The organism is Bacteroides sp. D2 (genome assembly GCF_025147085.1).
Lineage (GTDB): Bacteria > Bacteroidota > Bacteroidia > Bacteroidales > Bacteroidaceae > Bacteroides.
On the sequence record NZ_CP102261.1, the window covers coordinates 5,894,142 to 5,916,427 of the forward strand.

The following is a 22,286-nucleotide window of genomic DNA, read 5'->3' on the forward strand; positions in this document are numbered from 1 at the left end:
CCCCATTTATAGTCAGATTGACGGTTCTAAAGATAAACAAATTAGTGGGCAATAAAGATTGCCCGACGTTAAATATTATAAAACATGGACTATCAGAACACTTTAAAGTACTTATATGAGAGTGCACCAATGTTTCAACAAATAGGAGGCAAAGCATATAAGCCTGGTTTAGAGACCACACACCAATTGGACGAACATTTTGGGCATCCTCATCAACAATTCAAGACGATACATATCGCCGGAACCAATGGAAAAGGATCCTGTTCACATACCATCGCAGCCGTATTGCAGTGCGCCGGTTACCGGGTAGGACTATTCACCTCCCCTCATTTAATCGACTTCCGCGAACGTATCCGTATCAACGGTGAGATGATACCGGAAGAGTATGTAGTCAATTTCGTAGAAGAGCATCGCTCTTTCTTCGAGCCGCTGCACCCTTCATTCTTCGAACTGACCACCGCTATGGCATTCCGTTATTTTGCCGACCAGAAAGTAGATGTAGCAGTTATCGAAGTAGGCATGGGCGGAAGATTGGACTGTACGAATATCATCCATCCGGATTTGTGCATTATCACCAACATAGGCCTCGACCACACCCAATATCTGGGTGACACGCTGACGAAGATTGCCAAAGAGAAAGCCGGAATTATCAAAGAAGGAGTTCCGGTCGTTATCGGCAGAGCCCAAGGGGCAGTGAAACGTGTATTTACCATGAAAGCTAAAGAAAAGAATGCGCCCATCGAATATGCCCGTGAAAATGCCCGGTACTGGGACATGGAAATAGTTCCTTATTCGAAATTGCAAGAAATAAGACCGATGATGGACAACACAATTCAGAGCATGCACGAAATGATCGAAGCAATGGACGAACAATCAGAAGAAGAGGCAAACCAGATGCGGCAAGCATTACTCATGTTAGACCTGTCAGACAGTCTACATACGCTAGATCAGATACTCGACAAAAGAAAAGATGCTATCAAAATCCACAATGAGATGTTTCCTTTCGGACTTTTCACAGAGTTGAGCGGAGCTTACCAATTCGAAAATATGTCCACCATCCTAAAAGCCCTTGCGACACTGACCCGTCTGAACTACAACATCAGATCCCAGGACTATCGCGCAGGTCTTGCAAACGTATGTCAGCTCACCGGTCTGATGGGGCGTTGGCAGAAAGTACACAGCTATCCGGATATTATCTGTGACACGGGACATAATGTTGATGGAATCGAATATATCCATGTACAGCTCAATGCCATTCACAAAACCTTCGGTCAGGAGATCCATTTTGTATTCGGCATGGTCAATGACAAAGACATCCGAGGGGTTCTGCGAGCATTGCCGAAATATGCCACCTATTATTTTACCAAAGCAAGCGTTAAACGCGCGCTTCCGGAAAATGAACTACTGGCATTGGCAGAAGAAGCCGGATTGAAAGGTACCACCTACCCCACTGTTGTAGAAGCTGTACAGGCGGCAAAAAAGAACTGCCCCCCCAAAGATCTGATCTTTGTAGGAGGCAGCAGTTTCATTGTCGCAGATTTGTTAGCGAACCGCGATACACTCAATCTCTACTAACGCATCCTTTGGCAGAGCTTTTACGGCAACCGCCGAACGTGCCGGAAAGGCTCCGTCAAAATACGTGGCATACACACCGTTCATCCCTGCAAACAGGGACATATCCTGAAGAAAGACAGTGGTTTTGGCAATGTTTCCCATTGTCAATCCTGCTTCTTCAAGAATGTGTTTGATATTCTCCAACGACTGGCGAGCCTGTCCTTCTATCCCTTCAGCCATCTGTCCCGTAGCGGCATCAATAGGCAACTGACCGGACACAAATACCATACCATTGGCTTCTATCGCCTGACTATAAGGGCCGATAGCCCCCGGAGCTTTCTCACTGCAAATTACTTTTTTCATATATATTTCTTTTTTCTGTTTACCGAATTTCAAAGATAAAAATAAATTTCGAGTAAGATTGACAAATCTGTTTCTTTTTATTATCTTAGCAGCTGATGAGCAAGCATAATTACGACATATTCATAAGTTACCGTAAAAGATGTTCGGGCGACAAGCCTGAAATGCTACAACTGATGCTGGAAGAATCCGGATTCCGCAAAAGGGTGAGCTTTGATAAAGACAATTTAAACGGTCGGTTTGATGTTGAGTTGATTCGCCGTATTGATGAGTGCAAAGACTTCATTATGTTTATGGTGCCGGAGACGTTTACAACGATCCGCCCGCTCAATGAAGAAGCGGTCGAGACAGGCGAAAAAGCAACATGGGACATGGAAGAAGTGGCTTTCTACGAACGGATGGCATCCTTGACCTATGAAGAGTTTGAAACAGAAATTAAGCAGATCAGCCGTACCGGAGAAATCGATTTTGTCCGGATAGAATTAGGCCGTGCGTTACACCGCCGGAGTAGAAGCCCCAAACAGATAAATATCATTCCGATTGCTCCGCAGGAAAGTGAAAGCTATGATTTCGCCACCCTGCAACTACCACCGGACATTAGCGGATTAAAAGACTTTCAAGCTGTATTTTACAGTAACTCACGAGTAGCCCGATTCAAAGATATAAAGGGTGACCTCCTGAAACAAATGTTGTCAAAACCTTCTTATGTATCTGCTAAATGGCTTGTGATGACTTTCATTGCTCTATTATTAATAGTAGCAGGAAGCAAAACTTATACTTCCATCCAAAGAACGGCAGAACAAAAATTGGAATTCAAGGATTGTCGCACTTATGACGATTACAGTAGTTTCATAAAGAAAAACCCGGACAGTTCTTTGAAATCTACATGCGACTCCATCCTGCATGAATTCAATGCACTCCGAAATGACGGACGCGCCTCCGTAAACAACACCGGAAACAGGGATATAAAAGACAGAGAGAAAGAATGGGTAGACGTAAAATGGAATCCCACAATCACACTGCCCCAGCTCCGCTCCCTGGTGGACATGATGAATAATATGCTGCTGATTCCGGCCAAAAACAAAGAATTCATCATGGGGAAAACTATGGGAAAAGGATATGACTCACCGCAGCACACCGTTGTATTAAGTTCCGATTATTATATGTGTAAATACGAAGTAACACGTTCGTTGTGGTATGCCATTATGAATGACTCCATTGTTACGGAAGAAGGCATGCTGCCTATGACACATATAACGTGGAATGATGCAGAGGCCTTCACCAAGAAACTGAACAAGCTCACCGGTTTACCTTTTTCCCTCCCTACGGAGGCGCAATGGGAGTATGCAGCCGCCGGAGGCGAAAGCTATCCTTATGCCGGTTCAGACAACATTCGTGATGTAGCCTACTATGCCTCCAATGCCAATGAACGCCTGCATCCCGTTGGCGAGAAACGCGAAAACGGATTCGATTTATACGACATGTCAGGCAACGCCGCCGAATGGTGTACAGACTGGATGAGCCGGTATGAAAATACACGGGTCACAGATCCCCAAGGTCCGGCAGAGAATCCCGGACACCATAAAAAGATAGTGAGAGGAGGCAGCTACCTGGCCAACGAACGTGATATGGACATTCGCCATCGTAGCGTACAGACTTACGATACATCAGAACCACATATCGGATTTCGTGTGGTACTTAATCCTATTCAATAACACTATGAATGCAGAATAAAAATGAGCAGGAAAACTATTTTCAGAGTATTCATCCTCCTGTTTTTTTCCATCGGAGGGCAAATGAGTGCCAATGCACAGACAACGACACCCTTTGAAACGGTGTTCGACGCCTGTAAGAAAGCATGTGAAGCATTGGACGGCGGCTTTGCCAGTGGCGAACAACTGCTGGCAGTAAGCAAAACGCTGCGTGATGCAGCCCCTATCCCATTAACCGTCAAACAAACCCAGGGCGATGTTTTGAGCCTGAAAGGACATCTGGTATTTGACTACGAATTCATTCAAGCCTGCGTTGATAATGAAACAATCTATGAAATTGCGGACAAGTATGCAGCAGAAGCGAGGATGAGAGGTGATAAGGACTCCGCCAACAAAGTAAGATTAGATACCAAAATGGTGGCTGCCGGTCAGACCTGTACTTTCGAGATTCCGAGCTGTTCGGGAACCTCGCAGATAGGCTGTGTGGCAGAGGTGAATCGCTCTTTCAGTTGGAAAATAAAGACAATCGGTTATCAATCGAAAAGTGAACGGGAATACAAATGTAATGACAGTGTCCGGAAAGGTCTTCCTTTCCGTAAAGAAAAGGTTAGCTCGGACGAACGGTATAAAATCATCGTCTCGATCACCAATAAAAGCAAGAGAGACGGGAGCTTTGCCTTGATCTTATTTTAATCCACTAAAATCTCTATTATATGCGACAATTCATTCTATCTCTATTAGCCTGTCTATGTCTGACAGCCTACTCACAGACTGCAAGCCAAGCCGACCTACTGGTTGAAGAAGCTCAAAAACTAGAAAGTAAACAAGATTACCCAACTGCCATTACCAAACTGAAACAAGCGGACGAATTATATGTCAAAACGGGAAAGACACAGAGTGCGGAACGCGCTACCTGCCTGCACATTCTCGGCCGCTGTTATCTGAATCTGGAACGTCCCGAAGGACTAACCTATACACAAATGGCAGCAGATATGCGCAAGACCATACTGGGCGAAACAAATATCAAATACATTTCCTCCCTGAACAACACAGGACTCTACTACCTGACTGTTGCAAAAGACTATCCTAAAGCAGCAGAAATTCACAGCAAGACATGGGAATTGTGCAGTCGCATTCAACCCCGTCCCGAACAGGCATTCATGTTTCATATCAATCTCGCCCGCTGCTACATAGCTTTAGGAGAAATGGACAAAGCAAGTGCCATCGTAGAAGAAGAAGTAGCCATCAGTAAAAAGATGTATGGCGAAAAGTCCCTTTCAGTAGCCCGTCAACTCCAGCAGATAGGTTCGTTGTACTACCTGTCGGGACGTAAAGATGTAGGAGTCACTTATTATGAGCAGGCCTTCAACATCTTTCCTGACGATTCAAAAGAATACGAGCAACTTCTCGATTGGATATCATCCATCTACCTGGAGCTGAACAATCAGCCGAAAGTATTGGAATACATGAAATTGGCAGAAGCTCACAATAAAAAAGAATTGGAGAAGCCTTGCGACGAGCCCGTTTGCCTGACCGAACGTGCACAGTATTTTGCCAGTATAGGTGACAACGACAAGGCAAGGGCACATTTTCTGGAGGCTTTAAAGAAATGCGATGTGAATACCCATAAGGAGATCGTTTTTAAAGTACGCCACAACTATGCGCAATTTCTCTCCGGAATACAAGATCACGCATCTGCCGGCGAATACTACGAACTGGCAGCAGACATCCTTCGCAGCAATCCTGCCGAACAGACTAAATTTGCATTGGAATCTTATCTGGGCGGACTCAATTATAGCATTGCTGCCAAGTATGAGGCCTCCAATCGTATGCTCAATCAGGCACTGTCGGTTTATGCACAGATGTTGCCGGACAGACTGGACAAATATGTAGACGCCTCCATTGCATTGTGCCGTAACTACGGATTCACCAAGGAATATGGAAAAGCCCTCGAAATACTTGCAAAAGCCGAAAAACAGCTTCCGACGGGTGATAAGTCAGATAAGATGGGGGAAATCCTCCGTTCCAGAGGCAGTATCTTATACCGACAGAAACAATATGCAGAAGCAGCAGCAAACTACCAACAAGCTGCAGACATTTACAAAGTTCTTCCCGGCAGTGATGTAAAATATCAGGATGCACTTAGCAGTCTGAATCGTTGCCACACCATGATGGGCAATGAGACAGCAGCCAGGCAGACAGAACAGGATGCCGAACGTCAACGAATGGCGGTTTTAAACAGGCTATTGAAAGAGAATCTTGAACAATTGGACGCTTATCGCCTGCAATGGGGAGAAGACGGTTTGATGTATGTCTCCGCATTAGGGACTATCGCTGACATCTACTATACCCAAGGAGAGACCGACAAGGCATTAGCCTATATGGAACCTTTCCTCTCCGGTGAAACAACCGCACTGCGTAATCTTTTCCGTCTCTCGAAAGCCGATGAACGCCTGGCATTCTGGAAGGATATCCGTTCCTCACTGGACAGTATTCCTCTCAGTGCAGCTAATATCACCGCAACAGGTACACCTGAACAAAAACAACGTTTTGCCCGGTTAGGTTACGATGCATTATTGTTTTCGAAAGGTATTATGCTCAATTCGTCTATTGAACTGGAGTCTCTGATCCGCGCTTCGGGAGATAAATCCCTGCTCGACCAATACAACAAGGCTACCCTCATGGCGGAACAAATTTTATCCATGCAAAGTGAACTCCCGAATGCAGCCAATCAGACGGAAGCACGGAAAAATATTATCCGCCAGAAAGAGGAGTATGAACAGTTGCAACTGGACTTGATGCGAAAATCTACTGATTTCGGCGACTATACCCGTTATCTTTCCGTCAAATGGCAAGACGTACAAAAGCATCTGCATGGAAACTCCATCGCCATAGAATTTGCTCTCATAGACGATGAATTACTAGCTCCGGACAAACACCTGGCCGCTTTCGTACTTCGTCCGGGCGACGTGTCTCCCACCGCAATCAAGTTAATGAGTCAGGAACTGCTATCGAAAGAAATGCAATCACCTACGGCTTTTACCGCAACCGAAAACAGGGCACATTTCTGGAAAGCGCTGGATGAATATATCAGCAAAGCGGACACTATTTATTTTTCACCAGACGGGATACTTCATCAGCTACCCGTAGAATATCTTCCGTATGGAGCGGGTAACCTACCGTTAGCATTCCAGAAAGCCGTCTATCGTTTATCGTCAACAAAAGAAATTGCACTTGACAGAGCTTCGCAGAACTACTCATCAGCCGCACTTTTCGGAGGATTAGACTACGAAATGGCTTCAACCAAAGTTCGCAATATTGTTTCTACAGATCATAACTCCGGGAAATTCCGTAACGGACAGAATGGGTATCATGAGTTACCATATACGCTCAATGAAGTAAATAACGTAAATTCCCTGTTGAAAGAAAAGAAGATTAAAACCAATCTATTCGTAGGTGAAAACGGAACGGAAAAGCAGTTCCGGGCACTCGACGGCAAAGCTGTTTCGTTGATTCACATAGCTACTCACGGAGACTATAAAGAATTGAAGCAACGTGAAGCTGATGATGCGATGAAGCATTGCTTCCTGATTATGTCCGGCGCCAATGCCACGGAAGAGAATAACGACGGACTGCTCCGTGCGGATGAAATCAGTACACTAAACCTCCGCGGTTGTCGTATGGTTGTTCTTTCTGCCTGCAACACCGGTCAAGGTACTCTTGGTGCGGATGGTCTTTTCGGTCTTCAACGAGGCTTCAAAAATGCAGGAGTACAAACCATCCTCATGACACTTTCAGCTGTTGACGACCAGGCCTCCATGCTTCTCATGACTAAATTCTATGAGAACATCATTTCAGGGTTATCCGAACGACAGGCTCTTATCAAAGCGCAACAGTACCTTCGTGAGAACGGATATGCAGACAGTAAATATTGGGCACCGTTTATCTTGTTGGATGCAGGCAGATCGCCTATTCCTCATCCTTCGAGATCTTGAACCCTAGTTTCATAATCAGTCTCAAGGTTTCCACCGAAGAATTTCTGTCGTACACCTTTTCTTCTTCAGGTAATTCTTCATACGGAACCAGACACGGATGCTGCTTCAACACATCATCCCGCTTTTTTCCATACGTCCAACCTTGCTCTATTCTGGTTTTCGACCAGACTTCATGAACATTCTTAGCCATCTCTTCTACCAGGTATTCCAACTCCTTCGGGAGTTGGATATGTCCTGTATCCACCGGATTGGGAATATACTCTTTCATTTTATGATTCATTATTTATATATTAGCGGAACAATTTCCAATCTATCTTTTTACCACAATGACTGCAATAAATTTGGTCCATAAAAATAGATGCACCACATTCACAGACTTTGGCATCGCCTTCATTCTTCAATTTTCTCATCAGCTCATTATGAAGAGCCGTATCGCCCCGTTTGATAATACTATACCCCAGCTTTTTCATTAGCTTGATCGTATCAAACGCCATACGTCGATCATATTCTTTTTCCGAATAAGGAAGCATGGAATAAGGCACCATGTCCGGAGTCTCTTTCTTCTCGTCATCCCTCTGCGGTCCATAAGTCCATCCCTCTTCCTGGCGCTGGTCGGCCCAGACTTCGTGCGCATTTTCAGCAATGGCTTCACGCAATTCAATCAAATCAGTGCTCAATTCAACATCTTCCAGATCAATGGGACGCGGATTATAATCCAGATCAGGCACTTTCACCCTCGCCAAATATGCTTTCGCATCATTCCATGCCGCAATAAAGTGATCCTTGGGATAGGCCGTACTTTCCTCTCCTGTTGCAGGATCATAAAGCGTCACTTCCTCTTCATTTACGTCAAGCACTACTGCTGCATGATAAGCAATTTCCTCCTCGCTATTTCCCGGCAACCGGCAACTGTTTACCACCACAATCGCATCATGTCCGGCCTTGAGGGCACGTATGACACTGTCAATACTGGAACCATAACTGCGCATCACAATCAATCCGCGTTGTTCGAGCAGGCGACCTACACTATGCAAAGGAGTTCCCCTCTCCCTCAGCCAACTATTATTCCTGGCCTCCTCCGAGAGTTCGTCCGAATTATATTCAATCTTTCTACGTTTCAAAATAAACTGCTCACACTGGAAATCACAAAGATTACCTTCCGATTTGGCTGCCATCTGCGCCATTGGCAGGAAGTCCGTTTCTTCATCATCAGCTCCCATCATGGCATCCAACTGTTGGGACAAGATAAATTCCTCTTGCAAACTTTCATCAGTCGCCAGATATTCAAGTACCAAAGCTGTTTCTTCAGCATTCGTCTTACCTTCTTCAAAAGCAGCCAACAATTCTTCGGTTATCATATTTTTATCTTTTGTTTTCATACTTCTTCTTATCATTCATAGCTAAGTGAGCCAATGCTGCCAGCGCACGCTTTTTAATATTGTACAGATTAGCAACAGTTATTCCCATAGATAATGCTAAAAATTCAGGTTCGACCTCTTTGAGTACTAATTCCCTGATGACCATCACATACCGCTTATTCGACATCAGATCGAACAAACGTTCCAAATCAATCTTTGCGGCTATTTTCGATTCAGAGTCGTCTATTTCTTCTTCATGATTCTGCTCATAAAGAGGCTCTTTACTCTCGTCTTCTATCATCTGTTCACGTTTTTTCTGTTCCCGGAAAAAACGGATTGCCACAATCTTAATCCATGTTCCAATGGTGCTACGTCCCTCAAAATGACGAAGAACGGCAGCATCATTCTTCATTAGATGATAATAGAGTTCGCTGATACATTCATCGTAATCAACCTGGTAATCAAATATCAGCTTAATTACATTGATAAACAACGGACGATATTTTATGTTGAAAAACCAATCGGTGATTTTTTCATCCCGATTGATTAATCCGTCGACTATTTCCTGATCTGTCATATAGTTAGTTCTTTTTCAATCTAAAACTTAGCTCAACCACACACTGGTCATAAGGGATGGTTTCCGGATATTTACTTCTTAAAATATCATTATCGACGATGCATTTATGCTTCTTCTGCTGAAAGTCTTTATCTCCGTCACACGTTACAAATCCTTGCAGTTCCATACATGCATTCCAACGCAAATGTTCGCACTTACTCAAATTATCAAATAATGTACTGGAAACAACGTCACAAACCTTAGAATAGTTCAATGTATGGGCATCACGCTGCGTCAGCTCAACCATCTCTTTCAATCTTTCCTTATTATCTTTGCCATCCTCTCCCATGGCCCCGGCTAAAAACTTTTTGGTATCGATATGCCATACATTAGCCCTATCCTGCTCTTCCTGATAAGTCAATTTAATTTGTGCATCCAAGCAATGCTCGTCCCGCAATGCCTCTCTACGCGCATTCCATTCTTCTTCCGCTGTTTGCTTCAGGCTTTCCTTCGCTTTCTTCTTCTCTTCAATTTCCTTCTCATTCGTTTCAGGCATTGCGTCAATCATAATTTTCTGATATGCATAATAAAATTCCTTTGCCAATACTTCAAGCACATCTGTCGATACCACATCGTACGAGAATATTTCTTCCTGCGCTCCAAAAGTTATGATTACATCCCGGGTATTGCCATAAATATTAAAATACTCTTTTATTTGCTTCAGCTGAATGGTGTTGCAACTTCCATTGACGCGCAGATAAATCCTAAAATCATTGAAACAATCCTTTCTATATCGATAGGCATATTCGTAGAGATCAATCGCCAATGCCATCCCTTCATTATCATTTCCTATAGCAATTACAACATAGTTTAGATCATGAATGATTTCAGAGAATTTTTCCCAAAAACGTTCGGAATGGATAGACATTTCTTCACACCATTCCAACTCATTTTTCCTCTCCTTCAAGGCAGGTGCTTTCATTAAAAAATCACCTTTCAATTCATCTATATGTTCATCAACCACATATATTTTTTGAGGGTTCCTATTGCCATTTACATCGATCAATGCCCCAAACTCATATAGAAAACGAAATGCGTCACGTCCGGTTTCTCCAAAGCCAATAATCATCGACGTAAAAGGTTTCTTTACACAAGCCTTCGATGTATCGACATCTACAAAATTCACGGGGTGATTCCTCACATTCTTTTTTAATTGCAATACAGCAAGATTAGACGAGTCGATTATATGAATCTGATGTTTCAACCCATCACATATTTCCAACTTCTGGTTCTGGTTGTTCTTACGCGCATGGCAATAAATCTGAACCTGATTATGGACTCTATCTTCTTTACATTTCGCTATTTCCTTAAAAACAGACACCGCCTCCAAATTCAGTTCTTCATTGGGAGACAAGAAATAGAAAGTTGCCTGCGGGTACTTCTTGATTAGGTTTCCCAATCTCCTCAACCCGAGATATTTGTATAAATCAAATTCCGATTTGACTTTATCTATAACCCGGCCTGTGATTCCAAATTTAGAGTTAACCAGTATGCCGTCAAGCTCTTCTATCTTTTCTATGAATTTTTCAGTTCCGTCATGAGACGAATTAAAGAAATGACTGAATGTGAACCGGCCATGAGAACTGCTTTCATTAGCAGAAAGCAACCTCACAAAAATGAATTTACAATTCTCCCATCCTTCTTCATTCTTCCCCTTGGGCTCTGCCGCTTTTTTTCTTATGCTGTTAGCCAGCAATATCGCATTATCATTGACACCCCAGAAAATAAACAGCCGGCATTTCTTCTTTCTTGAAAGATTCGCCGCACATAACCGCACCCATGAGATGAATCTGAATCCTAACAGTTTGATGATAAAAACCGCACTCACTATAACGGCCAGGAAATGTATCACAGAAAATATCGTCATGTAGAAAGGATCATGATGCAGATCTTCAGGAACCTCCAAAAGATCGGAATGCGAAGCGAACATTTCCATAGAAGACAGAGCAGACCTAAACGCCAACGCTATCGAATTACTGTCACTCCCTCCCTCATTAAAAGCGTACCAATATATCAGGAAACCTGCAATAAATACCGTACCTGCAATCCATTTCAGGTTATCCACTAAGAATTTCCGTTTCTTAAAAAGCAGGTATACTAAACCTATCCCGATAATGATTAACAAAAGGGTAGAATATCCCCATTGATTTAAAAAACAAGGGTCTGTCGCGTGCTGTGCATTGCATTCACCAGTTTGAGAGATTACTGTGCTTAACATATACATATTCGATAGATTGATTATTTATTCTACAAATTTATACAAAATATTGAATAACAAACAGGTTAGTAATAAAAAAACCTCCTGCAAAACGAATTTTGCAAGAGGCTTTCTTATTTCTTCTTTAATAAGATTATTCAGCTTTTTCTTTATTCTCTTCCGCTGGAACTTCTGCAGGTGCGGGAGCATCTTCTACCGGCTTGTCAACTTTCACCTCTTCTCTTGAAACGTTTACAGTCACATTTACAGAAGCAGGCTGTGCCTGATATGGCATACGGTTTTTCGGATCTGCCCCATAAGGATTAGGACCTACCGTACCATCTGCAAACAACATATACAATGCAAAAATCCAACCAACGATAGGTACACAGCACAACAAAATCAGCCAACCGGATTTGTTTAAGTCGTGCAGACGTTTCACACCCTGTGCCAGAGAGAACCAGATGGAAGCAATCATAGCAGCAAGACCGATCAATAAACCAAATACTGATCCCCCGGCCGATCCGCTGGCAGCACCCAACACAAATGTACCTACACCTAGTGCCCATGCAATACTAGAAACTACACACCGATAATGCCCGACAGGAAATATTCAATTCTACGAATACGCCCGTCAAATGAGAAAGGAGCTTTGAACATAATTTATTAAGTTTATATGAATAAATAAGTGAGATATTCTCTGTGTTTCTCAATATGAAAGCAAAGATATAAAAAAAATTAAATAAAGAAAGAAATCAGGCAAAAAGAATAAAAAAATGCCCTATTTCCTGTAGAAATCACAATTTCACTCCATCCCAATGCATCACTGCCACCCATTCTGTCGGCTGACAAGTTCCGCAAGAACGGTGCGGAACCGTAGCGACCACCAAGTCACAATGGGAAAACAGTACGATTCTTAACTTCTTCAGCAACATATCCATCTGAATAATCAAATGAAGATATTTCGTCATACACCGGATCACCCGTACATACTGATAAATGCACATATCCTCTCCCCGCCTTATCTCCCCTAATGTTTTAGGAGAGACAGCGAATTCGCTTATGAAAAAACTGTTACTGAAAATACGATCCGCACTCATTAAAGTCAATACCAAATTGCTTAAGAACTCATAAGGTTCCTGTTTTTCTTTTGCCATGTTATTCTATGATTAATAAATTATAATATTTCATTTTTTATTTGCTTTATCAAGTACTATCCACATAGGGAAGCAACCCTATTTTTAATATCCCGACCTTTGTTCCCGTTATCTGATAATCAGGTAGCACAACCTTACAAAAACAATTTTATATGAAAGTTTTAGAAGAAATCAAAGTATCGGTTTACGAAAACGTGTATTCCAAAAAGCCTAAAGTCATGTCTTTCCTTGAGGTCATCATCATGTGTATTCATCCTGTTTATGCAACGATCATCAACTCTATCCGCCGATATCATGCGGAAGGCGACCATGCCGCCGCACAGAAATTGAAGAATCAACTCCCCTGCTTCACTCCGGCAGGCACATTTGACGGAGCGCATGCCATCAAACATTTTCTGCTCCCCAGCCATATTGTCGGGCTTGATTACGACCATGTAGCCAATCGCCTGGAAGTTATTCAACGATGCGCGGCAGATCCTCATACGGTGGCAGCAATAGAAAGTCCGACCGACGGTGTGAAAGTCTTCGCCTATGTGGAAGGTATCGGAGGCCGCCATCGTGAGGGGCAACAACTGGTGAGCCGTTATTACAACCAGTTGCTCGGATTGGAAAGCGATCCGGCATGTAAAGATGAAAGCCGCCTCTGTTATTTCAGCTATTCCCCCAACGGTTATATTGCCAGTCTCTATCAGGCATTTGTTCTGGAACCGCCTGTGAAAGAAGCAAAATTTCTTTCTGAAAATGAAGTACTCCCTCCCTTTCCTCTTCAAAATAATCCTCCGGAAAATGTATCTGAAGAAGAAATCTCTCAATTTATTTCGTCCTATATTTTCTTTCATCCGCTAACAGCCGGTCAACGCCATTCCAACGTCTTCAAACTTGCCTGTGAAGCCTGCCGCCGGCACTATCCCCAGAAAAGCATATTACGCGAACTTACCGCATTTTTCGAACACACGGATTTTCGTCCCGAAGAGCTAACAAGTGTTTTATCGTCTGGATACAAACAAGTTAATGAACATGCATTCACTTCCACCCCAGCCAATGAGCCCTCCTTTCAAAAGGACATAAGGACAAAAAGACCTTATGGTACTACAGAAAATTCCGATGCCGACGACGAAGCCTATTGGTTGGGAGAGGAATTCCGGAAGGGAACTCCTTTATTTCCCCGAAGTTTGTACAATAATCTTCCCGATTTACTGAATGACTGTATCATTGAAGACGGAAGCGAACGCGAACAAGATGTCGCTCTCCTTTCCGATCTCACAGCCTTGAGCGCAGCACTTCCACAGACTTTCGGAATCTATAATCATAAGAAATACTCCACGCATATATTCAGTGTCATACTTTCACCTGCCGCCAGTGGTAAAAGCATCGCCCAAACCGGACGATACCTGTTGGAGGAAATACATTCAGAAATTCTTGCCACCAGTGAATCCATGATGAAAAACTACCAGACTGTACATAGCAATTGGCAATCAGAATGTCAAAAACAGAAAAAGAAAGGAGATGCATGCTCCGAAGAACCGCAAAGGCCTCCTTTCAAGATGTTATTCATTCCTGCCACCACCAGTTATACCCGCATGCAAATGCAGATGCAGGACAACGGTCCACAGGGAAGTATCATTTTCGACACGGAAGCACAAACGCTATCCACAGCCAATCATCTGGATTGTGGCAATTTCGATGATATGCTCCGCAAGGCTTTTGAACACGAAAATATAGAGTCTTCCTACAAGGCCAACGGCCTCATTCCAATCTATATACGCCATCCCAAATTGGCTTTGCTGCTGACGGGTACTCCCGGACAAATAGACGGCCTATTGAGCAGCTACGAAAACGGATTGCCCAGCCGCACCCTGATTTACACTTTCCGAGAGGCTCCGCACTGGAAAGAGATGGGCGATGACTGCATCTCGCTGGAAGATTCTTTCAAACCGATCGCGCATCGTGTTTCTGAATTATATAACTTCTGCCTGGCTCATCCGGTTCTTTTTCATTTCAACCGCCTGCAATGGAACCGTCTGAATGAGATTTTCTCACGTATGCTGTCCGAGGTGGCATTGGAAGGCAACGATGACCTCCAAGCCGTAGTGAAACGCTATGCTTTTCTGGTGATGCGCATCAGCATGATCCAGACCCGTATCCGGCAATTTGAGGCAACCGATCTTTCTCCCGAGATTTATTGCACGGACGCTGATTTTGAGCGTTCTCTTCAAATCGTTCTATGTTGTTACGAACATAGTCGGCTGTTGCACTCATCCATGCCGTCTCCTTCGGTCCGTCCACTGAAGAATCCGGACACTATTCGTAATTTCGTTCAAGAGTTGCCCGACAGTTTCACGACAGATGAAGCGATTCAGATTGGCGCAAAATATGATTTCAACCATCGTAAGGTAACACGTCTGCTAAAATCGCTTAATGGAGTAAAAATCAATAAGATATCCCATGGTTCTTACACCAAGATGAATGAGCAATAGTCACATCTGTCCTTTTTGTCCTTTTGTCCTTTTGAAGAGTGCGGAAAAACATCGGGAGATTTGAAAAAAACATCTCAATGATTGAAATCAAACATTGGGAAGTTTCGATACAAATCTCCCGATGTTTTTTCTTTTTATCTGTGCGCCTGTGTGCGTCATTATGCGTCATGCCGCTTTCCCGATGTAGTACTTTTGTCATGTAATCGATTACAAGGCTATTAAACAATTAAAAATTAATGATTTAAAATTAAAAATTATGGCACAGAATTACACTCTCATGGCTCGTAAGAACCTATTGAAACCTAATGAAACTCCGAAGTTTTATGCAGTGGCACGTAGTGGTCGTAAAGTGACGGTCAAGGAAGTTTGCAAACGTATCACTGAACGTTCTTCTTACTCCAAAGGGGAACTGGAAGGTTGTATCGGTGAGTTTTTGCTCGAAATCGTCAACGTACTGGATGAAGGAAATATCGTCCAGATGGGTGACCTGGGTAATTTCCGTATGAGTATTAAGACCGGTACTCCTACCGATACGGCAAAGGAATTCAAGGCATCGTGCATCAATAAGGGCAAAGTGCTCTTTTATCCGGGTAGTGATCTCCGCAAATTGTGTAAGACGTTGGATTATACACTGTATAAGAGTGATTCTTCCACTGATTTGGATAAAGATCCGCTTCCTGATGATGGCGGTGATGATAATCAGGGAGGTTCCGGCAGCGGGGAAGCTCCGGACCCGGCAGCATAATCAACCGGTTGTTGACTGGTTCTTGAGTTCATAATGTATCAGTAGTATTTATTCTTTAATTCAAATTTATATGAAAAAGCAACTTTGGAAAAACATTCTCCAGTTTATCGTAACTATCGCGACTTCGATCATTTCGGCTATCGGTGTAACGTCCTGCGTGGGACATTAATCTCCTGCTGACCGATATGGAAAATTCAGAAGAAAGCTATCTCCCACGTGAGATTAAGTTGTTGGTGATTCATTGCAGCGCGACGCGCTGTAATGTTTCCTTCACCGTAGAGCAGCTTCGACAATGTCATCTACAACGAGGTTTCAAAGATATAGGGTATCATTTTTACATCACCCGTAATGGAGAACTTCATCATTGTCGCCCGGTATCGGAGCCGGGCGCGCATGTGCGAGGTTTCAACCGGCATAGTATTGGAATTTGCTATGAAGGTGGTTTGGATGAAGAAGGTCGTCCGGCGGATACGAGAACACAGGCGCAGCGCTTTGCGCTACTTGACTTGTTGACGATTCTCAAACATCAGTATCCGGATGCGCAAATCCTGGGACATTATCAGCTTAGTGCTTCGATTCATAAAGCTTGCCCATGCTTTGACAGTCGAAAGGAGTATATGGATATATAAAAAAAGAACTACGGGAGTTGGCGAAAGTGCAGTCTCCCGTAGTTCTTTTTTATGTTTATATCACTTATAGTTCTCCCGGCTTTCCCAAGTAATAGGTAATAAGCCGTACTTCTCTCACAGAAAATGCCTTTGTCTTCGGATGAAAGTCAGTAGATAGTATCTCATTCATCAGCGGCTTGCATCTCCGCATCCACCTCCGGAGTTTATTGACCGAAGCACGAATCGTCAAATCTGGAAAATACATCTGGGCTAACTCTTGTTTATTATAACATTTCACTACAAAGTCTGAATGTTCCATCGTTTCTTTATTACCGTTTTCTATGCTATAAAGTTACAAATATTTCAACATATAAACAAAGAAAACTGATATTATTATCCAGTATAATGAGAGTAAAAAAAATATCAACGATCTTCACAGACAGTTGATATAGTGGGAAATTCACATCGGCTTTAACCTCCGATGTCAGGGCGTAGATCAGAAATGTACCGTCGTACGATTTCCAATCCACAATGTAGGAGAATCATGCCCTTACAGCATGAAGCTAGGGACCTACATTTTTTTCATCTCACATACGAAACACTCACGTGTTTATTACATCTCAACATTTTATTTTATACCATATCTTATTAATTCATTGTATAATTATTAGGGCGGTGTCCATGATTACAGCAATCTGTCTTTTATCTCTAAAGTCCACGAAATAAAATAATCATGAAAAAATTATTTATAATGTAACTCCTTTAATAAATTACGATTCCATAGTTTACGCTCACAGTCAAATATCCACCCCCATTTATTGAAATACTTAATTGCATTCTGAATGTGTATCTTTAGCATTTTTTTATTCTTATAAGATGCCGCACGATGAGCATGTACAATAGTAACTTCCGGCCAAAACATCGTCCGATAATATTTATGCATTCTTCTAGTAATATCAATATCTTCAAGATACATAAAAAAGCGTTCATCAAATAATCCGACCTTATTAAAACAGTCTGTGCGGAAAAACATAAAACTACCTTGATGATAAGGAATATCTATGGCCTGCGTATGATCATTAAACTTTAGTAAATATCGTTCATCCATTCTACTTATCATCTTCTTTGGTAAAAACCTACGAAAAATAAGATTGACAGGTGTAGGTAATAATCTACATGTATATTGCATCTTCCCATCTGGATATATAATATTAGGCTGTACTTGAGCTACATCTAAATTCTCATTCATATACTCAACCAATTGTTCCAACACCTTCGGATCGAAGTAGACATCAGAGTTAAGAACTAAATGATAGATCGAACTTGAACTCAAAACTTTCCTCAAAACTTGATTATGTCCAGTACCATATCCCACATTCTCACTACTTATATATTCTACATTAGCATAATTCAAACAAAAATCCTGAATATACTTTTCATTTGAATTATCAACGATGTAAATTTTTAAAACAAGAGGAGATTTTAATGATTGTAGGCATTTAGTGAGTTCTTTCACATCGGTCTTATAAGTAACAATAGAAACTGTAATCATTTTATATAAGTATAGAATAATTCAACATCTGCAATCTATTTTTAGGGGATAAAAAAAAGAAAAATAAAAACATCACTTCATTACAAAAGCAGTGAGATCAAGAATAAGATAATGTAGATATATCACTAATAAGCTAGATTGTTATTTTCTACCACTACAACCAATTCTAAATCGATACCAATCAAAATATTCAATTTCATTTTGCTTTTATAATACGAAAAATTGAGTTATAAAATATAATCCATCGATACCTAATTCTAAAGCTCCATGACCACCCACTTTTTTCTCCTGATGACGACGCATTGTTACCGTGACGACGATACCACATTAATGACTCATCAATCAATATTCCACGGAATTTCAAATGGAGTATAGCAGCTGCCCACATATCGTGCCATAATATATTCTTCGGAAATGGAAGTATAAACTTCAATGTATCACTCTTGAACGCCATAGTACATCCCAAATAACGCATTTTCCACAAATTCTGCCAGTAGCCATATCTTGTCTTTCTCAAAGTAAAGAAATCTATACCTTGCGATATTAAATTACTATCAACCATTTCAGCATTATGAACCACAAAATCATAATTATCAAATGCCTCCATCACTCTTTTAACCTTCCCTGGCATCCATACATCATCTTGATCACAAAGAAATATATAGTCTCCCGTTGCATGTTTTATAGCGTTTTCAAAATTAGACACTACACCATGTTTTCCATCATTTTTATAAATCCTAATCCGAGAGTCATTAAAAGAAAAAAGAATATTCAAAGTAGAATCTCTACTTCCATCATCTGAAATAATAATTTCATCATTCTGAGATAGTTGTAATAAGATAGAATATATTTGATCTTTTATAAATGCTCCACCATTATAAGTAGCAATGCATACACTTATAGACATTTTTTATAAGTTTTAAAGTCCAACATAACCCTTCAACATTATGAATGACAGCAATTATCACAACGTAGAAAGATAGCAGCTAACTTTCATAAATACTAAGACATTAATATTTGTATTTTTATCAATATAGATATTATATGAAACGCTATAGAAACAATACTAATTTTTATCATATCGTCCATGCTCCATATAAGTATACATGTAAATTAGAACAATCATTCCTGTAGAATTAATCAAATAAGGATTAGTAGCAGATGCAAACATATAAATAGCCCCCCCTATAGAAATAGGAATTCCCAACGGATATACAGCCTTTTTTTTCCACAAAAAATATATTGGGTAAAAACAAACAAATAATATCACCAAACACCCTATACCATAGAAACGCAGTAATTCTAAATAAGTCCATTCCATCAGTGGAACTTCACTACCAAATCCTTTGGAATATACCATACCTCCTGGTCCCATTCCAGTAATATAAACCTGAGGAGATTTAGATAGTAACTGATAATAAGTCTCCATATGATCTAACTTAGTTTCGTTAGACGACTCTTCATCAGTCATCAGATTGTACATAAGCATAGCCAATATGCAAAACACAAATGGAATTATTATATGAAAGAGCCATCTATGTGTACACCAAATCCGATATAATAAAGCACCTCCAATAATCATTATTATCGACAATAAACAAGTTCTGTTTCCACCACAAAAAAGAGCTGTACAAAAAAGTAGAGATAGAAAGAAATTCATTAATCTATTTTTACGTTGATTGAGTAATTTAAAAACATTCACACAAGCTGGTATAACAATAAAAATCAATGGTGTATAATAAACAGACACAAACTCACGCCCCAAAAAAGTCCTTTCTGACAAATAAATAACAGGAGGTTCCTTAGAGTATGCAAACTCTTCAAGTAAAATTCTCAATTCTGGAAAGTTTAAAATAATAACATAACATATAATTGTTGCCACTGATAATAAAATGGAAGGTAACCAGATTATTTTATTAATATTAATATATTTATCCCATAACAACAAACTTAACAAAAAGAATGTCGTCAAATATTGTTGTAAGAAATTCACTTCATGGTTAAATCCATATAAGCGTCCCCAAAGAAAAGACAACAACGAAATACACTCTATTATGCATAAAATTTTTAAATACTTAATATTTATTTTTTTGCCATATAAAAGCAATAGACATAAAAGAAGAAAAAGAAACAAATTTAACTTCATTCCGGTAAAAATATTCGCAGCATCAAATATGGCAACTGTCACGAATAAATTCAATACGAAATTTAATATTCTATTTTTTCTTATTACCATGTAAATTTCCGATTTCGGATTTACCTAATAGATAGTTAGTCACATATACACTCAAGAAAGAAAAACTATGTGTTTGCCATAATAAATGAACAGTTCTCTTTATTGTGACAAAGAAATATGAAAAATAATCCAGTAGGTGTTCTCGTTTACAAGCCAAAGCACAATATAAGAATATTTTATACCTCATCATCAATTTACTTAAATTTTGCTCCTCAATGGAAAAGTCCTGTAAACACACAATTTCCCCGATTGCATAAAATTTTGGATAAATCTTTCTAAATTTCTCCATAAATCGTATATCTGAAAAATCTAGCATTACTTCCTCATCATAACAACCTACTTTATAAAAAGCATCTACATTAATCATTATCCCACTATTAATCGGAGCAGCTTCCTTAAAATCCAATATGCCTGATTTTATTATAGAAGAAGGATGAGATCCTTTACAAATATAACGGGTAGGTGAAATATAGCGACCATCAGAAATTTGATGAATAGGAACAAACATCTTTATAGCTGGATAGTTCATAATTGACTTGATATATACATCAATAGCTCCAAGTGGAAATGTAGTATCCTGATCCAAAAGCAGCAACCAATCAAAATGTGCATATCGTGCATATTGAGCTGCTGTATTATATGCCACACCCAATCCACGATTTTGAGGATCATGCACATATATTACATTCTTACCATGTACTTCTTGGGGAATAGAAGAATTATCATATACAAAGATAGGTTCATTTCTATCCTGCAGTAATGATTGATAAGATTTTGAATCTTCTAGTTTACATTTATAAAGAACTATTACATAAAGGATTTTCATCAAAATAACAAATATCTTAACAAGTTTATTTTCTTATCCAACATATATATTGCGCATTATAAATTAATGGATAGACTACTATCGCTACTAAAAACTACCACTCTCAAATCTTGTTTATTCTTTATTTTCAAGTCTCTTTTTATTATAAGTGCTTTTCAGCGATTCCTTAATAAAATACAAATTGCGAATACATTTTCCAATATAATACGCTAATCTCCCCACTGAACTAAACACTAGACCACGAAAATCTCTTTGAAAAATTTCATCATGAGCATTCGCACTTATCCCTGTCATATCATAAAGTGTTATGATCTCATCAACATATATAAAACAAACTTTCTCCGCCAATAAATTTAGATTATAAGCATAATCCGCATATATCCTATATTGAATATCATAAGAATGAGTAGTGTAAACCACCTTAGGGTAAAAAATAGCCTGATGTGAAACATTAGTAACAGCCCATTTTATTTTGTTAAATTGTCCCCAATGCTTTGTACCCCTTCCCTTAAATAATACACTCCCATAATACACTGCATCAAGATCTGTTATTTGGCTTACAACATTTTTAATCACATCATTCGTATAAAACAAATCATCAGCTCCCATAAAAATTAAAAAATCACCAGTAGCTACCTCAAGCGCTTTATTCATTGCATCGTAAATACCCTTGTCTTGCTCACTCAACCAATAACTCAATTTGTCAGCATACTTGCTAATAATATTCACTGTACCATCTGCAGAAGCACCATCAATAATGATATACTCTATATAAGGATAGCTTTGGTAAAATACTGACTGCATAGTTTCTTCCAATGTAGCCGATGCATTATATGTGACAGTTACTACACTAACTTTCATGATATACTTTCTCTCTATATCCACACAATAGA

At 40.4% G+C, this 22,286-nt stretch carries 20 protein-coding genes and 1 pseudogene; 8 read left to right on the forward strand and 13 right to left on the reverse strand.

Annotated elements, in window-relative coordinates:
* Positions 1–84: 84 nt before the first annotated feature.
* On the forward strand, positions 85–1,575 hold the full coding sequence (locus NQ505_RS22245) for a bifunctional folylpolyglutamate synthase/dihydrofolate synthase (RefSeq protein WP_009000076.1): 1,491 nt from the start codon (positions 85–87) through the stop codon (positions 1,573–1,575).
* On the opposite strand, the gene NQ505_RS22250 is transcribed toward NQ505_RS22245, so the two are convergent.
* The gene (locus tag NQ505_RS22250) at positions 1,543–1,917 is read right to left on the reverse strand and encodes a RidA family protein (protein ID WP_004303886.1); all 375 of its coding nucleotides are present in this window, start codon (positions 1,915–1,917) and stop codon (positions 1,543–1,545) included. The genes NQ505_RS22245 and NQ505_RS22250 overlap by 33 nt on opposite strands.
* A gap of 95 nt (positions 1,918–2,012) precedes the next feature.
* Between NQ505_RS22250 and NQ505_RS22255 the strand changes: the two genes are divergently transcribed.
* From NQ505_RS22255 to NQ505_RS22265, 3 genes are read left to right on the forward strand one after another with little or no spacing between them, the layout of a single operon-like run.
* Positions 2,013–3,629 carry a formylglycine-generating enzyme family protein gene (locus tag NQ505_RS22255; protein WP_009000075.1) on the forward strand — a complete coding sequence of 539 codons (1,617 nt, stop codon included), beginning with the start codon at positions 2,013–2,015 and terminating at the stop codon, positions 3,627–3,629.
* Between the two features lie 21 nt (positions 3,630–3,650).
* Positions 3,651–4,319, forward strand: a complete 669-nt coding sequence (locus tag NQ505_RS22260) for a hypothetical protein (RefSeq protein ID WP_009000074.1) — start codon at positions 3,651–3,653, stop codon at positions 4,317–4,319.
* Between the two features lie 20 nt (positions 4,320–4,339).
* Positions 4,340–7,621: a CHAT domain-containing protein gene (locus NQ505_RS22265; RefSeq protein WP_009000073.1), complete on the forward strand. Its 3,282-nt coding sequence runs from the start codon at positions 4,340–4,342 to the stop codon at positions 7,619–7,621.
* On the opposite strand, the gene NQ505_RS22270 is transcribed toward NQ505_RS22265, so the two are convergent.
* The 6 genes and pseudogenes from NQ505_RS22270 to NQ505_RS22295 all read right to left on the reverse strand — a co-directional run bounded on the left by NQ505_RS22270 (position 7,596) and on the right by NQ505_RS22295 (position 12,949).
* Complete coding sequence (locus tag NQ505_RS22270) at positions 7,596–7,889, reverse strand: RyR domain-containing protein (protein ID WP_009000072.1); 294 nt, start codon at positions 7,887–7,889, stop codon at positions 7,596–7,598. The two genes, NQ505_RS22265 and NQ505_RS22270, sit on opposite strands and share 26 nt — an antisense overlap.
* A gap of 22 nt (positions 7,890–7,911) precedes the next feature.
* The gene (locus NQ505_RS22275) at positions 7,912–8,979 is read right to left on the reverse strand and encodes a RyR domain-containing protein (RefSeq protein WP_009000071.1); all 1,068 of its coding nucleotides are present in this window, start codon (positions 8,977–8,979) and stop codon (positions 7,912–7,914) included.
* A gap of 4 nt (positions 8,980–8,983) precedes the next feature.
* Positions 8,984–9,556, reverse strand: coding sequence for a sigma-70 family RNA polymerase sigma factor (locus NQ505_RS22280; RefSeq protein WP_004327231.1), 573 nt, complete (start codon positions 9,554–9,556; stop codon positions 8,984–8,986).
* Positions 9,557–9,560: 4 nt separating this feature from the next.
* Positions 9,561–11,819: a hypothetical protein gene (locus tag NQ505_RS22285; RefSeq protein ID WP_009000070.1), complete on the reverse strand. Its 2,259-nt coding sequence runs from the start codon at positions 11,817–11,819 to the stop codon at positions 9,561–9,563.
* Positions 11,820–11,946: 127 nt separating this feature from the next.
* Positions 11,947–12,452, reverse strand: a pseudogene (locus NQ505_RS22290) (DUF805 domain-containing protein).
* Between the two features lie 137 nt (positions 12,453–12,589).
* Positions 12,590–12,949, reverse strand: coding sequence for a hypothetical protein (locus tag NQ505_RS22295; protein ID WP_009000068.1), 360 nt, complete (start codon positions 12,947–12,949; stop codon positions 12,590–12,592).
* 152 nt (positions 12,950–13,101) lie between these two features.
* Between NQ505_RS22295 and NQ505_RS22300 the strand changes: the two genes are divergently transcribed.
* From NQ505_RS22300 to NQ505_RS22315, 4 genes are all read left to right on the forward strand, one after another.
* Positions 13,102–15,426, forward strand: a complete 2,325-nt coding sequence (locus tag NQ505_RS22300; protein ID WP_009000067.1) for a DUF3987 domain-containing protein — start codon at positions 13,102–13,104, stop codon at positions 15,424–15,426.
* 256 nt (positions 15,427–15,682) lie between these two features.
* Complete coding sequence (locus NQ505_RS22305) at positions 15,683–16,171, forward strand: HU family DNA-binding protein (RefSeq protein ID WP_009000066.1); 489 nt, start codon at positions 15,683–15,685, stop codon at positions 16,169–16,171.
* Positions 16,172–16,241: 70 nt separating this feature from the next.
* Positions 16,242–16,340, forward strand: a complete 99-nt coding sequence (locus NQ505_RS22310) for a smalltalk protein (RefSeq protein WP_004303901.1) — start codon at positions 16,242–16,244, stop codon at positions 16,338–16,340.
* 16 nt (positions 16,341–16,356) lie between these two features.
* On the forward strand, positions 16,357–16,800 hold the full coding sequence (locus tag NQ505_RS22315) for an N-acetylmuramoyl-L-alanine amidase (protein ID WP_009000065.1): 444 nt from the start codon (positions 16,357–16,359) through the stop codon (positions 16,798–16,800).
* A gap of 64 nt (positions 16,801–16,864) precedes the next feature.
* Here NQ505_RS22315 and NQ505_RS22320 read toward each other — a convergent pair whose 3' ends face one another.
* The 6 genes from NQ505_RS22320 to NQ505_RS22345 all read right to left on the reverse strand — a co-directional run bounded on the left by NQ505_RS22320 (position 16,865) and on the right by NQ505_RS22345 (position 22,278).
* Positions 16,865–17,098 carry a DUF4248 domain-containing protein gene (locus tag NQ505_RS22320; RefSeq protein WP_004296628.1) on the reverse strand — a complete coding sequence of 78 codons (234 nt, stop codon included), beginning with the start codon at positions 17,096–17,098 and terminating at the stop codon, positions 16,865–16,867.
* A 423-nt stretch (positions 17,099–17,521) separates the two neighbouring features.
* Positions 17,522–18,331, reverse strand: a complete 810-nt coding sequence (locus NQ505_RS22325; protein ID WP_009000064.1) for a glycosyltransferase — start codon at positions 18,329–18,331, stop codon at positions 17,522–17,524.
* Between the two features lie 196 nt (positions 18,332–18,527).
* Entirely contained in the window at positions 18,528–19,238 is a 711-nt protein-coding gene (locus tag NQ505_RS22330) for a glycosyltransferase (RefSeq protein WP_009000063.1), read from the reverse strand.
* 159 nt (positions 19,239–19,397) lie between these two features.
* Positions 19,398–20,567 (reverse strand): hypothetical protein, encoded by a 1,170-nt coding sequence (locus NQ505_RS22335; protein WP_032853704.1) that lies wholly within the window; start codon positions 20,565–20,567, stop codon positions 19,398–19,400.
* Positions 20,548–21,393 carry a glycosyltransferase gene (locus NQ505_RS22340; RefSeq protein WP_009000061.1) on the reverse strand — a complete coding sequence of 282 codons (846 nt, stop codon included), beginning with the start codon at positions 21,391–21,393 and terminating at the stop codon, positions 20,548–20,550. Before NQ505_RS22340 ends, NQ505_RS22335 begins: the two co-directional genes overlap by 20 nt.
* 114 nt (positions 21,394–21,507) lie before the next feature.
* Positions 21,508–22,278 (reverse strand): glycosyltransferase family 2 protein, encoded by a 771-nt coding sequence (locus NQ505_RS22345; protein ID WP_009000060.1) that lies wholly within the window; start codon positions 22,276–22,278, stop codon positions 21,508–21,510.
* Positions 22,279–22,286: the final 8 nt, after the last annotated feature.

Bases quoted from the DNA above. Each gene is read 5' to 3' on its own strand.
- NQ505_RS22260 (WP_009000074.1), top strand. From the start codon at position 3,651: ATGAGCAGGAAAACTATTTTCAGAGTATTCATCCTCCTGTTTTTTTCC.
- NQ505_RS22270 (WP_009000072.1), bottom strand. From the start codon at position 7,889: ATGAAAGAGTATATTCCCAATCCGGTGGATACAGGACATATCCAACTC.
- NQ505_RS22315 (WP_009000065.1), top strand. From the start codon at position 16,357: ATGGAAAATTCAGAAGAAAGCTATCTCCCACGTGAGATTAAGTTGTTG.
- NQ505_RS22245 (WP_009000076.1), top strand. From the start codon at position 85: ATGGACTATCAGAACACTTTAAAGTACTTATATGAGAGTGCACCAATG.
- NQ505_RS22295 (WP_009000068.1), bottom strand. From the start codon at position 12,949: ATGGCAAAAGAAAAACAGGAACCTTATGAGTTCTTAAGCAATTTGGTA.
- NQ505_RS22305 (WP_009000066.1), top strand. From the start codon at position 15,683: ATGGCACAGAATTACACTCTCATGGCTCGTAAGAACCTATTGAAACCT.
- NQ505_RS22275 (WP_009000071.1), bottom strand. From the start codon at position 8,979: ATGATAACCGAAGAATTGTTGGCTGCTTTTGAAGAAGGTAAGACGAAT.
- NQ505_RS22255 (WP_009000075.1), top strand. From the start codon at position 2,013: ATGAGCAAGCATAATTACGACATATTCATAAGTTACCGTAAAAGATGT.
- NQ505_RS22335 (WP_032853704.1), bottom strand. From the start codon at position 20,567: ATGGTAATAAGAAAAAATAGAATATTAAATTTCGTATTGAATTTATTC.
- NQ505_RS22265 (WP_009000073.1), top strand. From the start codon at position 4,340: ATGCGACAATTCATTCTATCTCTATTAGCCTGTCTATGTCTGACAGCC.
- NQ505_RS22340 (WP_009000061.1), bottom strand. From the start codon at position 21,393: ATGAAAATCCTTTATGTAATAGTTCTTTATAAATGTAAACTAGAAGAT.
- NQ505_RS22280 (WP_004327231.1), bottom strand. From the start codon at position 9,556: ATGACAGATCAGGAAATAGTCGACGGATTAATCAATCGGGATGAAAAA.
- NQ505_RS22250 (WP_004303886.1), bottom strand. From the start codon at position 1,917: ATGAAAAAAGTAATTTGCAGTGAGAAAGCTCCGGGGGCTATCGGCCCT.
- NQ505_RS22285 (WP_009000070.1), bottom strand. From the start codon at position 11,819: ATGTATATGTTAAGCACAGTAATCTCTCAAACTGGTGAATGCAATGCA.
- NQ505_RS22330 (WP_009000063.1), bottom strand. From the start codon at position 19,238: ATGTCTATAAGTGTATGCATTGCTACTTATAATGGTGGAGCATTTATA.
- NQ505_RS22325 (WP_009000064.1), bottom strand. From the start codon at position 18,331: ATGATTACAGTTTCTATTGTTACTTATAAGACCGATGTGAAAGAACTC.
- NQ505_RS22310 (WP_004303901.1), top strand. From the start codon at position 16,242: ATGAAAAAGCAACTTTGGAAAAACATTCTCCAGTTTATCGTAACTATC.
- NQ505_RS22300 (WP_009000067.1), top strand. From the start codon at position 13,102: ATGAAAGTTTTAGAAGAAATCAAAGTATCGGTTTACGAAAACGTGTAT.
- NQ505_RS22320 (WP_004296628.1), bottom strand. From the start codon at position 17,098: ATGGAACATTCAGACTTTGTAGTGAAATGTTATAATAAACAAGAGTTA.